General features: G+C 59.9%; 12 protein-coding genes. 5 read left to right on the top strand and 7 right to left on the bottom strand.

The window, feature by feature from the left end; genetic code table 11:
• Positions 1-140: 140 nt before the first annotated feature.
• Positions 141-1832: an AMP-binding protein gene (locus D8U73_RS09085; protein ID WP_130904284.1), complete on the bottom strand. Its 1692-nt coding sequence runs from the start codon at positions 1830-1832 to the stop codon at positions 141-143.
• A gap of 330 nt (positions 1833-2162) precedes the next feature.
• Here D8U73_RS09085 and D8U73_RS09080 point away from each other — a divergent pair, with 330 nt between their 5' ends.
• From D8U73_RS09080 to D8U73_RS09065, 4 genes are all read left to right on the top strand, one after another.
• Positions 2163-3326, top strand: coding sequence for an isovaleryl-CoA dehydrogenase (locus D8U73_RS09080; protein WP_046815544.1), 1164 nt, complete (start codon positions 2163-2165; stop codon positions 3324-3326).
• Positions 3327-3338: 12 nt separating this feature from the next.
• Positions 3339-4946 (top strand): carboxyl transferase domain-containing protein, encoded by a 1608-nt coding sequence (locus D8U73_RS09075; RefSeq protein ID WP_130904283.1) that lies wholly within the window; start codon positions 3339-3341, stop codon positions 4944-4946.
• 115 nt (positions 4947-5061) lie between these two features.
• Positions 5062-5877, top strand: a complete 816-nt coding sequence (locus D8U73_RS09070; protein ID WP_130904282.1) for a gamma-carboxygeranoyl-CoA hydratase — start codon at positions 5062-5064, stop codon at positions 5875-5877.
• A complete protein-coding gene (locus tag D8U73_RS09065; RefSeq protein ID WP_130904281.1) occupies positions 5877-7823 on the top strand; it encodes an acetyl/propionyl/methylcrotonyl-CoA carboxylase subunit alpha in 1947 nt (648 codons plus the stop codon). Before D8U73_RS09070 ends, D8U73_RS09065 begins: the two co-directional genes overlap by 1 nt.
• A gap of 39 nt (positions 7824-7862) precedes the next feature.
• On the opposite strand, the gene D8U73_RS09060 is transcribed toward D8U73_RS09065, so the two are convergent.
• The gene (locus tag D8U73_RS09060) at positions 7863-8501 is read right to left on the bottom strand and encodes an XRE family transcriptional regulator (protein WP_130904280.1); all 639 of its coding nucleotides are present in this window, start codon (positions 8499-8501) and stop codon (positions 7863-7865) included.
• A gap of 129 nt (positions 8502-8630) precedes the next feature.
• Between D8U73_RS09060 and D8U73_RS09055 the strand changes: the two genes are divergently transcribed.
• Entirely contained in the window at positions 8631-8972 is a 342-nt protein-coding gene (locus D8U73_RS09055) for a DUF3077 domain-containing protein (protein WP_056854653.1), read from the top strand.
• 418 nt (positions 8973-9390) lie between these two features.
• Here the strand turns inward: D8U73_RS09055 and D8U73_RS09050 are convergent, their stop codons facing one another.
• From D8U73_RS09050 to D8U73_RS09030, 5 genes are all read right to left on the bottom strand, one after another.
• Positions 9391-11001 carry a gamma-glutamyltransferase family protein gene (locus tag D8U73_RS09050; RefSeq protein WP_130904279.1) on the bottom strand — a complete coding sequence of 537 codons (1611 nt, stop codon included), beginning with the start codon at positions 10999-11001 and terminating at the stop codon, positions 9391-9393.
• Positions 11002-11135: 134 nt separating this feature from the next.
• The gene (locus tag D8U73_RS09045; RefSeq protein ID WP_130904278.1) at positions 11136-11915 is read right to left on the bottom strand and encodes an amino acid ABC transporter ATP-binding protein; all 780 of its coding nucleotides are present in this window, start codon (positions 11913-11915) and stop codon (positions 11136-11138) included.
• A 1-nt stretch (position 11916) separates the two neighbouring features.
• Positions 11917-12684: an amino acid ABC transporter permease gene (locus D8U73_RS09040; protein WP_056854656.1), complete on the bottom strand. Its 768-nt coding sequence runs from the start codon at positions 12682-12684 to the stop codon at positions 11917-11919.
• Between the two features lie 11 nt (positions 12685-12695).
• Positions 12696-13502 (bottom strand): ABC transporter substrate-binding protein, encoded by an 807-nt coding sequence (locus D8U73_RS09035; protein ID WP_056854657.1) that lies wholly within the window; start codon positions 13500-13502, stop codon positions 12696-12698.
• Positions 13503-13556: 54 nt separating this feature from the next.
• Positions 13557-14225 carry a GntR family transcriptional regulator gene (locus tag D8U73_RS09030; RefSeq protein WP_130904277.1) on the bottom strand — a complete coding sequence of 223 codons (669 nt, stop codon included), beginning with the start codon at positions 14223-14225 and terminating at the stop codon, positions 13557-13559.
• Between the last annotated feature and the right edge of the window lie 312 nt (positions 14226-14537).

The raw sequence follows: 14537 nt of genomic DNA, 5'->3' as shown, positions 1-14537 counted from the left end.
AACAACCTCGAACAAAAACCATTAATCGAATGTGAAATATATATAGTTACCACCCTCTCGAAAACCACGGACTTGAAACCCGAAACGTCATCGGCAAACGGCACCGATGACGTTTCCAGCAATATTTGATGCGCCCGTTTTCAAGGAATGGCCAATTCCTCAATGCTGATTTCGCGCATGCGGAATTTCTGGACTTTGCCGGTCACGGTCATTGGGAATTCGTCGACAAACTTGAAATACCGCGGGGTCTTGAAATGCGCGATGCGCGTCTTGCACCAGTCTTTCAGCTCTTCTTCGGTAGCGCTGTGCCCGGGGTGGAATTTGACCCAGGCGACTATCTCCTCGCCATAACGGGAACAAGGGATGCCGATGACCTGCACGTCGGCGATAGCCGGATGAGTGAAGAAAAATTCCTCCAGCTCTCGCGGATAAATGTTCTCGCCGCCGCGAATAATCATGTCCTTGTTACGTCCGGCGATGCACACGTAACCTTCGTCATTCATGCTCGCCAGATCGCCGGTGTGCATCCAGCCCGCCTGATCGATGGCTTCAGCGGTGCCTTGCGGATTGTTCCAATAGCCCAGCATCACGCTGTAGCCACGGGTGCACAACTCGCCAATGGTGCCGCGCGGAACCAGGTTGCCTGCTTCGTCGATAATCTTGCTTTCCAGCTGCGGCTGGGTGCGGCCGACGGTAGTGACGCGCAGTTCCAGGTCATCTGCAGGGCCGGTCTGCAACGACACCGGGCTGGTTTCCGTCATGCCGTAGGCAATCTGCACTTCGTTCATGTGCATGTCACTGATGACCCGGCGCATGACTTCGATCGGGCACGTCGCCCCGGCCATGATCCCGGTGCGCAGGCTCGACAGGTCGAACTCGGCACGCTGCGGCTGATCGAGCATGGCGATGAACATGGTCGGCACGCCGTACAGCGCCGTGGCGTTTTCTTCGGCGACGGTGCGCAGCGTCAACAGCGGATCAAACGCATCGTTGGGGTAGATCATCGTGCTGCCATGGGTGATGCAGCCGAGATTGCCCATGACCATGCCGAAGCAGTGATACAACGGCACCGGGATCACCAGGCGATCCGCGGCGCTCAGGCCCAGGCTCTCGCCGACCATGTAACCGTTGTTGAGAATGTTGTAGTGACTGAGAGTCGCACCCTTGGGAAAACCCGTCGTGCCAGAGGTGTACTGGATGTTGACCGCCTGATCGAAATGCAGGCTGTCCTGGCGCTCGCGCAGTTGCTCGGCCGACACACTGCCCGCCAGATCAGCCAGTTGCGACCACGGCAGGAAACCGCTGGGCGGCTGAGCATCCAGACTGATCACGCCGCGCAGCTCCGGCAGTTTTTCACAGCTCAGCTTACCGATGGATTGTTCAGCCAGTTCCGGCACCAGACCTTGCAACATCGCGTGGTAGTCGGAGGTCTTGAACGCGCCGGCACACACCAGCCATTGGCAGCCTGATTGCTTTAATACGTATTCGAGTTCGGAACTGCGATAGGCAGGATTGATGTTGACCAGGATCACGCCGATTTTCGCCGTGGCGATCTGCGTGATGCACCATTGTGCGCAGTTCGGCGCCCAGATGCCGAGGCGGTCACCGGCCTTCAGCCCCAATGCCAGCAATGCCCTGGCGTGCAGGTCCGCGGCGTCCGCCAGTTGTCGCCAGGTGTAGCGCAACTGTTGATGGCGCACGACCAGCGCCTCCCCGGCCGGGTACTGCGCGACCGTATTATCGAACGCCTGGCCGATAGTCATCGCCAGCAAGGCTTTGTCCTGGGAACCACGAGTGTAACTGCGTTGCGGGCTTACATTGGGTTGATCCATGACGACCCCTATTGTCTTTATTGTAGGAGCGAGGCTCATGCGGCGAAGGAGCTTGCTCCCGTTCGGCTGCGCAGCAGTCGTGAAATCTGCAACCCGGTGCTTTCTGGCACACCTTGCCTGCCGATTTGCGACCGCTTGGCGCCCGAGCGGGAGCAAGCTCCCTCGCCACGGAAAAGCGACGCCGGTCTTTTCAGAACTGCCTCTACTCTCGCTCAAGTTGACGTTAACGTAAAGGGTGATTGACAGCCTTTCGTCACAGGCTTACGTTAACGTAAAGGTGAGAACCAAATGACAGTCTCATCAACCGACAAAAAAGCCAAAAGGTGACCCATGAGCTACCCATCCCTGAACTTCGCCCTCGGTGAAACCATCGACATGCTGCGCGATCAGGTTCAGTCCTTCGTCGCCAAGGAGATCGCCCCGCGCGCCGCTCAGATCGACATCGACAACCTGTTCCCCGCGGACCTGTGGCGCAAATTCGGCGACATGGGCCTGCTGGGCATTACCGTCCCGGAAGAGTACGGCGGTGCGGGACTGGGTTACCTGGCCCATGTGGTCGCCATGGAAGAAATCAGCCGTGGCTCGGCTTCGGTAGCCCTGTCTTATGGCGCCCACTCCAACCTGTGCGTCAACCAGATCAACCGCAACGGTAACCACGAACAGAAATCCAAATACCTGCCGAAGCTGATCAGTGGCGAGCACATCGGCGCCCTGGCCATGAGCGAGCCGAACGCCGGTTCCGATGTGGTCTCGATGAAGCTGCGTGCCGACAAACGCGGTGACAAGTACGTGCTCAACGGCAGCAAGACCTGGATCACCAACGGCCCGGACGCCAACACCTACGTGATCTACGCCAAGACCGACCTGGAAAAAGGCCCTCACGGCATCACCGCGTTCATCGTCGAGCGCGACTGGAAAGGCTTCAGCCGCAGCAACAAGTTCGACAAGCTCGGCATGCGTGGTTCGAACACTTGCGAGCTGTTCTTCGATGACGTCGAAGTGCCGCAAGAAAACATCCTCGGCGTACTCAATGGCGGCGTGAAGGTGCTGATGAGCGGCCTCGACTACGAGCGCGTGGTGCTCTCGGGTGGCCCGACCGGGATCATGCAGGCGTGTATGGACCTGATCGTGCCGTACATCCATGACCGCAAGCAGTTCGGTCAAAGCATCGGCGAGTTCCAGCTGATCCAGGGCAAGGTCGCCGACATGTACACCCAGCTCAACGCCAGCCGCGCCTACCTTTATGCGGTAGCACAAGCTTGCGAGCGCGGCGAAACCACGCGCAAGGACGCCGCCGGCGTGATCCTCTACAGCGCCGAGCGTGCTACGCAAATGGCCCTCGACGCGATCCAGATTCTCGGCGGTAACGGTTACATCAACGAATTCCCCGCCGGTCGTCTGTTGCGTGACGCCAAGCTGTACGAAATCGGCGCGGGCACCAGTGAGATCCGTCGCATGCTGATCGGTCGCGAACTGTTCAACGAAACCCGCTAAACGGAGCTGCCCATGGCTATCCTGCATACCCAGCTCAACCCCCGTTCAGCGGAGTTCGCGGCCAACAGCGCGGCGATGCTCAAACAGGTCGACGCACTGCACACCCTGCTCGCCCAAGTCGCGCAAGGTGGCGGTCCGAAAGCGCAAGAACGCCACACCTCGCGGGGCAAACTGCTGCCTCGCGAGCGCATCAATCGCCTGCTCGATCCGGGTTCGCCGTTTCTTGAAATCAGCCAACTGGCGGCTTACGAGGTGTATGGCGAAGACGTTCCCGCCGCTGGCGTGATTGCCGGGATCGGCCGTGTGGAGGGCGTCGAATGCATGATCGTCGCCAACGACGCCACGGTTAAAGGTGGCTCCTACTACCCGCTGACCGTGAAAAAACACCTGCGCGCGCAGACCATCGCCCAACAGAACCGCCTGCCGTGCATTTACCTGGTGGACTCTGGCGGCGCCAACCTGCCCCGCCAGGATGAAGTGTTTCCCGACCGCGAGCACTTTGGCCGGATCTTTTTCAACCAGGCCAACATGAGCGCCATGGGCATTCCGCAGATTGCCGTGGTCATGGGCTCATGCACCGCTGGCGGCGCCTATGTACCGGCCATGGCCGATGAAGCGATCATGGTCCGCGAACAGGCAACAATTTTCCTCGCCGGCCCGCCGCTGGTGAAAGCCGCGACCGGTGAGGTGGTCAGCGCCGAGGATCTCGGCGGTGCCGATGTGCACTGCAAGATTTCCGGTGTGGCCGACCATTACGCCGAAAGCGACGAACACGCTCTGGCAATCGCCCGCCGCAGCATCGCCAACCTAAACTGGCGCAAGCAAGGCGAAGTTCAGCAGCGCACGCCAATCGCCCCGCTCTACAGCAGTGACGAGTTGTACGGCGTGGTGCCGGCCGATGCCAAGCAGCCGTTCGACGTGCGAGAAGTCATCGCGCGACTGGTGGACGGTTCGGTATTCGACGAATTCAAGGCGCTGTTCGGGACGACCCTGGTCTGCGGTTTCGCTTATCTGCACGGTTACCCGATCGCAATCCTGGCCAACAACGGCATTCTGTTCGCTGAAGCCGCGCAAAAAGGCGCGCATTTCATTGAGCTGGCCTGCCAGCGCGGCATTCCGTTGCTGTTCCTGCAAAACATCACCGGCTTCATGGTCGGCCAGAAATACGAGGCGGGAGGCATCGCCAAGCACGGTGCGAAGCTGGTGACGGCCGTGGCTTGCGCCAAGGTGCCAAAATTCACCGTGATCATCGGTGGCAGTTTCGGTGCCGGTAACTACGGCATGTGCGGTCGGGCCTACGATCCGCGTTTCCTGTGGATGTGGCCGAATGCGCGGATCGGCGTGATGGGTGCCGAACAGGCGGCGGGCGTGCTGGTGCAGGTCAAGCGCGAACAGGCCGAACGCAGTGGCCAAGGCTTCAGTGACGAGCAGGAAGCCGAGATCAAGCAACCGATCCTCGACCAGTACGAAGAACAGGGTCACCCCTACTATTCCAGTGCGCGCTTGTGGGATGACGGTGTCATTGACCCGGCCCAGACCCGCGATGTACTGGCCCTGGCCTTGTCCGCGTCGTTGAACGCGCCCATCGAACCGAGCCGCTTCGGCGTGTTCCGGATGTGAATTTTTGTAGGAGCGAGGCTTGTGTGGCGAGGGAGCTTGCTCCCGCTCGATTGCGCAGCAATCGCAAAAAAGATCCCGCAAGCAGTTCCCACAGAAACCGTGGAGACGGATGAATATGAGCGACTTCAACACCCTCGAACTGCTGACCGACCCTCGTGGATTTGCCACGCTGTGGCTCAGCCGTGAAGAAAAGAACAACGCCTTCAACGCCCAAATGATCCGCGAACTGATCCTCGCCCTCGACAAAGTCGCGAGCGATGCCAACCTGCGTTTCCTGATCGTGCGCGGTCGCGGTAAACACTTCAGCGCCGGTGCCGACCTGGCCTGGATGCAACAATCGGCCGAACTCGATTACCACACCAACCTCGACGACGCCCGGGAACTGGCGGAATTGATGTACAACCTGGCCAAGTTGAAAATCCCGACCCTGGCCGTGGTGCAAGGCGCAGCATTTGGCGGCGCGTTGGGCCTGATCAGTTGCTGCGACATGGCCATCGGTGCCGACGATGCGCAGTTCTGCCTGTCGGAAGTGCGTATCGGCCTCGCACCCGCGGTGATCAGCCCGTTCGTGGTGCAAGCCATTGGCGAACGCGCTGCGCGGCGCTATGCCCTGACCGCTGAACGCTTTGGCGGACAACGGGCACGGGAACTGGGCCTGTTGTCGGAGAGTTATCCGATCGCCGATCTGGAGCAGAAGGTCGATCAGTGGATCGACAACCTGTTGCTCAACAGTCCCGCCGCCATGCGTGCCAGCAAGGATTTGCTGCGTGAAGTCGGCGACGGTTCGCTGAACCCGGCGCTACGCCGCTACACCGAAAACGCCATCGCCCGCATCCGGGTCAGCCCCGAAGGTCAGGAGGGCCTGCGTGCCTTTCTGCAAAAACGTCCGCCGAGCTGGCAAGCCGAAACCACTACCAAGGAGTCGCGTTGATGAGCGCACCTGTCATTACGTCCCTGCTGGTGGCCAACCGTGGCGAAATCGCTTGCCGGGTGATGCGCACCGCCAAGGCCCTTGGCCTGACCACCGTAGCTGTGCACAGCGCCACCGACCGAGACGCTCGTCACAGCCGCGAGGCGGATATTCGCGTTGACCTGGGTGGCAGCAAAGCCGCCGACAGCTATCTGCAAATCGACAAACTGATCGCCGCGGCCAAGGCCAGTGGCGCCCAAGCGATTCACCCCGGCTATGGCTTTCTGTCGGAAAACGCCGGATTCGCCCGCGCCATCGAAAACGCCGGTCTGATATTTCTCGGCCCACCGGCCTCCGCCATCGATGCGATGGGCAGCAAGTCCGCGGCCAAAGCCTTGATGGAAACCGCCGGCGTGCCGCTGGTGCCCGGTTATCACGGCGAGGCGCAAGACCTCGAGACGTTCCGCGATGCCTGCGAGCGCATCGGCTATCCGGTGCTGCTCAAGGCCACGGCGGGTGGCGGCGGCAAAGGCATGAAAGTGGTCGAGGACGTCAGCCAACTGGCCGAAGCCCTGGCCTCGGCCCAGCGTGAAGCGCAATCGTCGTTTGGCGATTCGCGGATGCTGGTGGAGAAATACCTGCTCAAACCGCGTCACGTGGAAATCCAGGTGTTCGCCGATCAGCACGGCAACTGCTTGTATCTGAACGAGCGGGACTGCTCGATTCAGCGGCGGCACCAGAAAGTCGTCGAAGAAGCACCGGCGCCAGGCCTGAGCCCGGAACTGCGTCGCGCCATGGGCGAAGCGGCCGTGCGGTCGGCACAGGCCATCGGCTACGTCGGTGCCGGCACCGTCGAGTTTTTGCTGGATGCACGCGGCGAATTCTTCTTCATGGAGATGAACACGCGCCTGCAGGTCGAACATCCTGTCACCGAAGCCATTACCGGCCTCGACCTGGTGGCTTGGCAGATCCGCGTGGCGCGTGGCGAAGCGTTGCCGATGACCCAGGATCAAGTGCCGCTGATCGGCCACGCGATTGAAGTGCGGCTGTACGCCGAGGACCCAGCCAATGACTTCCTGCCGGCAACCGGCCGCCTGGAGTTGTATCGCGAATCGACGCACGGCGCAGGCCGTCGCGTGGACAGCGGCGTCGAGGAAGGCGACGAAATCTCGCCGTTCTACGATCCGATGCTGGGCAAGTTGATTGCCTGGGGCGAGGACCGCGAACAGGCGCGCCTGCGGTTGCTAAGCATGCTCGATGAGTTCGCGATTGGCGGGCTCAAGACCAACATCAACTTCCTGCGGCGGATCATCGGCCATCCGGCCTTTGCCGCAGCGGAGCTGGATACCGGGTTTATTCCGCGTTATCAGGAACAGCTGTTGCCGACACCCGCGCCGCTCAGCGACGAGTTCTGGCAAAGCGCCGCCCAAGCGTTTGCCCTGAGCCAGCATCGTGTAGCGAGAGCTGACGACCCGAGTTCGCCATGGGCCAGCGGCAACGGTTTGCGCGCCGGCCTGCCAGCGCAAATCACTCTGCACCTCAGTTGTGAAGGCCAGGATCAAGCGCTGACATTGGGCAGCATCGAGGCTCAACTGCGTGGCGAGCATTTGCTCACCGAACGCGACGGCGTGCGCCGCCAGCACCGGGCTATCCGTCGGGGTGACGCTGTGTATTTGCAATGGGACGGTGAACTGCGCCGCGTCGAGACGTATGACCCGATCAGCGCCGTTGAAGCCAGTCACAGCCATCAGGGCGGCCTGACTGCGCCCATGAACGGCAGTATCGTGCGGGTGCTGGTCGAGGTCGGGCAAACGGTCGAAGCCGGGGCACAACTGGTGGTACTGGAGGCGATGAAGATGGAACACAGCATCCGCGCACCCCACGCGGGTGTGATCAAGGCGCTGTACTGCCAGGAAGGCGAAATGGTCAGCGAAGGCAGTGCGTTGGTCGAACTGGAAGAAGCGTGAAACGAAGATCGGTCCTACACCTTACCGGGACCGATCTGATCAAAACCTGGCGGTTGCCTGAACCACCACACCGATGATTCGACACTCTTCGGTGTATAGGGCTTTCGGATACGTCGGATTGAGCGGGACCAGGTAACGCTGCCCGCCCTCTTCGATCAACTTGCGAAAAATCGCCTCGTTACTGCCTTGCCACTGGGCAATAATCAGTTTGCCAGGCACCGCTTCCACGTCCGGGTCCACCAGGATCAGCATGCCCTCGGCGATGCTCAGGCCACTGGGCGCGGTCATCGCATCGCCCATCACGGTCAACCAGAACGCCGCACCTTGTGCGTGGTAGTCGGACAATTCGAAACGATACCTGGCCTGCTCGCCATCGCGCACCTCGCCGGTTTCGCGCCAGTCACTGACCGGGTAACGGAAGTACGGGTTGTACTTCTGCGTCAGGCAAACCTCGTCGTCCTGCGACTCTCCCGGCTCCCTGATCACCAGCGCCACTTCCAGAAACCCCAGGCCCAGCGCCTGCAAGACCCGATTCATGTCCTCGATGCCTGGCTGGCGGCGTTTTGTCAGCCAATGCCCTACGCCACCCTGGGACATCCCGAGGCGCTCGGCGAGTATCTCTTGAGTGACCTTGAGCTCACTCATCTTGGCCTTGACCAATTCAATCCATTTATCCATGTGCGGCACGATACGTGGAGGGCTCCAGCCATCAAAACACAAATTGTAGTATTTAATTGATGGTCACAAATACAGATCGTACTAGGATGAATTCACGGATCTGAATCTATCACGGAGCTTGCCATCACCATGAACCAACCCGCCAACGACCTGCCCGACCTGCAAATCGACACTTCGCTCACTTCCGCAAAAGGCTCTGCCGCTGCACAGCGGGCACTGGACTATTACTTGAAACCAGCTGTTTCAGTGGAACAGGTCGAGGAGCGTTTCTTCGACGTGAACCGCAACATCAAGAGTGAAGAAGCGCTGGTTCATGCGTCGGATCTTTTACGATGTGCTGCCGCGACAGCCTTCGAGACAGCCAACCATCTGCAGGGTACAAACCGGGACCTGGCGTTTTCTGCGGTGCACATGATCGATATGGCCAGAGCCATGGTGGATCGATCGTTGGAATGTCACCAGAACGCTTGAAGCGATGATGAAAAGAAGAGGACGGGAAAGAATTTTCCAATCGCGCAGATAAAAACGTTTGACTTGCAAACGAGAATGATTATTATTGCATCAACTGATCGCGAGATCAGTTGATGGCCCAGCGGACCTTAGGTCGGTCTCTGGACTATCTCCTCATCAGGCTAATCACGGTTTTTGACCCGGCTTTTTGCCGGGTCTTTTTTTTGCCAGTTTTCTGGCTTATGGCTTCAGGCTAATGAAGTCTTTGGGTGTCACAAATCGATGGCGCGGATGATATCAAAAGAATATTTGTTGGCAAGCGGTGCCTGTGATCATTAGGGCAAACCAATGGCAAATAGCACTTGAGAATCAATCGCACACTCTCTAAGCTGCCTCGGCGTCAAGGAGGACGCCCCCCCTTGATGCCCCCAACGCCCTTTCAATACACGGCGATATGCGAATCCGTTCGCGGTTCGGTGCCTCCGCATAACACGCCCGATTCAGGATCGCGCAAGATGATCTGGCCCCGCCCATAACTGGTGAGGTCGCAGGCAACTTCTACAGTGTGCCCACGACGTGCCAGCGCCGCCGCCATGTCCCGCGATGCATCCTGTTCGATCCCGACCTTCAGCCCGCCCAGCCACTGCCAACGCGGTGCATCGAGCGCCGCTTGCGGGTTGAGACCGAAATCCACCAGGTTCATCACCATTTGCACATGCCCTTGCGGCTGCATGTAACCGCCCATCACGCCGAAAGGCCCCATCGCCTCGCCGTCTTTGCTGAGGAACCCGGGAATGATGGTATGGAACGTCTTCTTGCCCGGAGCCAGGCAATTGGCATGACCTGGATCGAGGCTGAATTCTTCGCCACGGTTCTGCAGGGCGATACCACTGTCGGGCAACACCACGCCGGAACCGAAACCGTGGTAGTTGCTCTGGATGAATGAAACCATGTTGCCTTCGGCGTCGGCGGTGGCCAGGTAAACGGTGCCGCTGGCATGGGGATCACCCGGTTGCGGCGCGACGGCGCGCTCGCCGATCTGCGAGCGTCGATGAGTTGCATAGTGATCGCTCAGCAAATCATCGACCGCCACACGCATGTGCTGCGGATCGGTGATGTAGTGCAAGCCATCGCTGTAGGCGAGCTTCATGGCTTCCAGTTGACGGTGCCAGGTTTGTTGACTGTCGCGGTGATCGAAGTCAAAGCCCTCGAGAATCTTCAATGTCATCAACGCCACCAGCCCCTGCCCGCTCGGTGGGATTTCCCAGACATCGACTCCGCGGTAATTGACCTTGATCGGCTCGACCCACTGCGCGCGGTAGTCCTGCAAGTCACTGGCGCGCAAATAGCCACCCGTGGCCCGCGAGTGCGCGTCAAGCCGTTGCGCCAGTGCACCGCGATAGAAGCTTTCACACGCCGTGGCCGCCAGCTCGCTCAGCGTGCGAGCCTGGGCCGGGTTGCGGAACACTTCACCGGCTCGGGGCGCACGGCCATCGATCAGAAAAGTCTCGAACCAACTTTCAAGTGCCTCACAGCGATCAGCAGAGAAGTCTTCCAGCGCGGTTTGCCATTGCAGCGCAACCACCGGCGACACGGGAAAACCATCGCGCGCCAGGCTGATCGCCGGTTGCAGCAAGTCGGCAAACGGCAGCCGGCCGAAGCGCGAGGACAACTCCGCCCAGGCTGACGGGCAGCCCGGAACGGTGACCGGTGTCCAGCCATGCAACGGCATTTTTTCATGGCCGGCGGTTTTCACTGCCTCGATGCTCAAGGCTTGCGGGGCAGCGCCATTGGCGTTCAAACCGTGCAACTTGTTTTGCGTCCAGACCAACGCAAACGCGTCGCCACCAATACCGCAACCGGTAGGTTCGACGACCGTCAGCGCTGCGGCCGTGGCGATCGCCGCATCGATGGCATTGCCACCGCGGCGCATGATTTCGATTCCGGCTTCGGCTGCCAGCGGTTGCGAGGCGGCGACCATGCCGCGTTTGGCGAAGACACTTTGACGTTGTGAGGCGTAGGGATATTCATGGGCGGAAAACTTGAACATGGCAGGACTCACACAAAAGAAATGTTCGTAAAAGAACCCCGTAGGAGCGAGCCTGCTCGCGATGAACTGGAGAACGACGCGGGATGTCTGACTTGCCTCGTTATCCTTAACGTTTATCCCGAGCAGGCTCGCTCCTACAGCACTCGACTGAGAAACGCGCGGGTACGGGCGTGCCTGGGTTGACTGAAGATCTGCTCGGGCGGCCCCTGCTCGATCAGTTCGCCCTGATCGAGCACCACCACCCGGTCGGCGACTTCACGGGCAAAGCCCATTTCGTGGGTGACCACGACCATGGTCATGCCCTCCTCAGCCAGCTCCTTCATGACTTGCAGCACTTCACCCACCGTCTCCGGGTCGAGGGCGCTGGTGGGTTCGTCGAACAGCATCGCCTGGGGTTTCATCGCCAGCGCCCGGGCGATGGCCACTCGTTGTTGCTGACCACCGGACAGCATCGACGGGTAATGATCGGCCTTTTCCCCCAGCCCGACCCGCTTGAGCAGCGCCCGCGCCTGCTCCAACGCCGCCGCACGCGACACCCCCAACACCTGAATGGGCGCCTCGATGATGTTTTCCAGGGCCGTCATGTGCGGGAACAGATTGAAGCGCTGAAACACCATGCCGATGTCGCGGCGCTGACGTGCAATGTTGCGCTCCGAATCCCGTACCAGGCTGCCATCGGCCCGGGTGCGATAGCCCATCGGCTGACCCGCCACACGGATCTGCCCCGACTGAATGTCTTCCAGCAGATTGATGCAGCGGATAAACGTGGTTTTACCGGAGCCGGACGCACCGATCAGCACCACCACTTCACCGCGCTTCACCTGCAGGGAAATGCCCTTGAGAATTTCCAGGTCGCCGAAGGACTTGTGAATATCCAGCGCTTCGATGACCAGCTCTTCACTCATGTGCGCCATCTCAACGCCCCCTCAGCAGTTTCATGGTGTGGCGTCCAAACATTCGGCTGGCGGCTGGCGCCGGGCGATCGGACTGACCGAAGCGTGTCTCCAGCCAACGCTGGAAAAAGCCCCAGAGCGTGGTCAACGCCAGGAAGTAGATGGCCACCACCAGGTACAACTCGAACACGCGGAAAGTCGCCGAGGTCACCATTTGCGTGCTGAGCAGCAACTCCTGCACCCCGATCACGCTGACCAGCGTGGTGTTCTTGAGCATCACGTTGAACTCGTTGCCCAGCGGCGGCACGATCACCCGGAACGCCTGGGGCAACACGATCCGGCGCATCAACTTGGGAAACGTCATGCCCAGGGACCGCCCGGCTTCGTACTGCCCCTTGTCCACCGCGCCGATCCCGGCACGAATGATCTCGGCCATGTAGGCGCCTTCGTTGAGACCCAGCGCGATGATCGCCGCCTGGATGTTGCCCGGCACGATGAACCAGCCGAGGTCCAGGTCTTCGAAACGGAAAATCCCGCCCGCCGCCAACGCGGTGTACAGAAACACGATCTGCACCAGCAACGGCGTGCCACGCATCAGCCAGACATAAAAGCGCACCGGGTACTGCAACAGCGGGTTTCTCGACAGCTTCATCAACGCAGCGATCAGCCCAAGCACACAACCGAGCAACATCGCTGAAACGCTGATCAGGCAAGTCAGCCAAAGCCCTGTCAGGTACACATCGCTGGGTTGCAGCAGGTACTGCCAGAACACATCCCAATTGAAGTTCATCAGGTTTTCCCTCAGTCCAGTTTGTCGCTATCGACATGCCATTTACTGAGGAGCGCGGCGTAACTGCCGTCGGCGCGCATGCCTTGCAGCACTTCGGTGAGCGCCACGGTCAACTGCGGATCGCTTTTACGCACGCCGAAGCCGGTGAGGATGCGGTTGAATGCCGGCACCGCCGACTGAAACAGATCCGGGGCCAGTTGCTGGTAATGGCCGGCAGATTCGACCGTGGTGCCGAAAGCGTCCACCTGGTTGATGCGCAAGGCCTGGAAGGCGTCGGCGTCGACGTTGTACACCACCAGTTTCATCGGCGGCTTGCCGGCCGCTTCGAGTTTTTCATTCTCTTTGCCCAGCAGCACGCGGATGGTCGAACCGTTACTGACCGCGACCTTGAGCCCGGACAAATCTTCCAGCGTGTTCACCGACTTCGGATTGCCCTTGGGCACCACGATGGACTGGCTGGAATACATGAAGTTGACGATGTCGATCACTTCACGGCGTTCGGGTTTGTCGAACAGTTGGTCGACGATCATGTCGCACTGCTGCGCGAGTAATGCAGGGATCAGCCCGGCGAAGGGCGAGATGCGCCATTCGACTTTCTTGTTACCCAAACGCTGGGCAATCGCTTCGCCCATATCCACCTGAAGCCCGACCGGTTGTTGCTTCAGGTCAAACGACACCAGCGGCGGCGAATCCATGCCGGAGCAATAGACGATCTTCTCGCTCTTGCTTAATCGCTCGGGCAATTCGGGGGCGGCCATCGCCCATTGCGAACACAGACTCAAGGTGAACAGGGCAACTAACGCGCAAGGCTTGTGCATGTCATGACTCCAGTTGGCTGCAAATGCCCCCCTGTGCAGGAGGTGGTTGTTCTTCTATTGATGGGCTTCGAGAAACTGAATCAACCGCGGGATGGTGCCTTCGATGTGTTCGCACACCACTTCTGCGGCTTTGTCCGGATCGCCGGAACGCAGGGCGGCGACAATCGAGGCATGCTCATCCCGGGCACTGCGTGGCTTGTCGGCGTGTTGCAGCCACAGGCGCATGTGCGGTTCGATCACCGAATACAGCGCCGAAATCTGCCGCATCAACCGCGGGCGTTCGCTCAGGCTGCACAGGTATTCATGGAACGCGCGATGACGGCTGACCCACTCGGCACCGTCCTCGCGGTAGTCGTCCATCTCGTCCAGCAGACGCTCCAGATGGCTGAAATGGCGCTCGGTCATCTTGCTCACAGCCACCCGGATCGCGAGCCCCTCAAGGGCGCTGCGCATCTCGAACACCTCACGCATTTCGTCGATGTTCAGGCCGCGCACAATGGCGCCGCGATTGGGCCGCAATGTCACCAGACCGTCAGCATCCAGACGGCGGAAAGCCTCACGCACCGGCATGCGGCTCATGCCGATTTCACCGGCGATGTCCTCGGCGATCAGCCGTTCGCCGGTGCGGTAACGACCTTTGCAAATAGCCTCCAGAAGAAAGTTGTAGGCCTCTTCCTCAGCAGTGACAGGCTGACGCTCGGTATAGGCAGGGGCGAATTTCATCGGTGCACCTTTTGTATTTTTGTATCCAATTATCCATAAAGCCAAAAAAGCATAATGCATGCCAAATTTGGCGCATGGTTTACAGGTGTTTGATTACACTGAAGTATCAGCCTTCAACAGGGCTGTATAAGGCTGAAGGGGCCGACCGGTAACGAGTTGAAATGCCCCAACCTGTCACCTGCCGGCCTCAAAATGGTGCTGGTGGTAACACGGATGATCGCTACGCTTCGATGGGCAGGCTTCGCAGCAAACCTTGAGTCGTAAAGCGCGCGGGCATCCTGGGTGGAAACGATCTTTGCAAGCTCCTAAGCC

Source organism: Pseudomonas sp. Sample_22 (assembly GCF_004307635.1).
Classification (GTDB): domain Bacteria; phylum Pseudomonadota; class Gammaproteobacteria; order Pseudomonadales; family Pseudomonadaceae; genus Aquipseudomonas.
The sequence above is the reverse complement of the archived record's forward strand: the minus strand, read 5'-3'. Positions and strand labels throughout refer to the sequence as shown.

Coding starts and splice junctions, on each gene's coding strand:
- D8U73_RS09070 (WP_130904282.1), top strand. CDS start 5,062: ATGAGCGACTTCAACACCCTCGAACTGCTGACCGACCCTCGTGGATTT.
- D8U73_RS09075 (WP_130904283.1), top strand. CDS start 3,339: ATGGCTATCCTGCATACCCAGCTCAACCCCCGTTCAGCGGAGTTCGCG.
- D8U73_RS09040 (WP_056854656.1), bottom strand. CDS start 12,684: ATGAACTTCAATTGGGATGTGTTCTGGCAGTACCTGCTGCAACCCAGC.
- D8U73_RS09055 (WP_056854653.1), top strand. CDS start 8,631: ATGAACCAACCCGCCAACGACCTGCCCGACCTGCAAATCGACACTTCG.
- D8U73_RS09065 (WP_130904281.1), top strand. CDS start 5,877: ATGAGCGCACCTGTCATTACGTCCCTGCTGGTGGCCAACCGTGGCGAA.
- D8U73_RS09045 (WP_130904278.1), bottom strand. CDS start 11,915: ATGGCGCACATGAGTGAAGAGCTGGTCATCGAAGCGCTGGATATTCAC.
- D8U73_RS09050 (WP_130904279.1), bottom strand. CDS start 11,001: ATGTTCAAGTTTTCCGCCCATGAATATCCCTACGCCTCACAACGTCAA.
- D8U73_RS09060 (WP_130904280.1), bottom strand. CDS start 8,501: ATGGATAAATGGATTGAATTGGTCAAGGCCAAGATGAGTGAGCTCAAG.
- D8U73_RS09080 (WP_046815544.1), top strand. CDS start 2,163: ATGAGCTACCCATCCCTGAACTTCGCCCTCGGTGAAACCATCGACATG.
- D8U73_RS09085 (WP_130904284.1), bottom strand. CDS start 1,832: ATGGATCAACCCAATGTAAGCCCGCAACGCAGTTACACTCGTGGTTCC.
- D8U73_RS09035 (WP_056854657.1), bottom strand. CDS start 13,502: ATGCACAAGCCTTGCGCGTTAGTTGCCCTGTTCACCTTGAGTCTGTGT.
- D8U73_RS09030 (WP_130904277.1), bottom strand. CDS start 14,225: ATGAAATTCGCCCCTGCCTATACCGAGCGTCAGCCTGTCACTGCTGAG.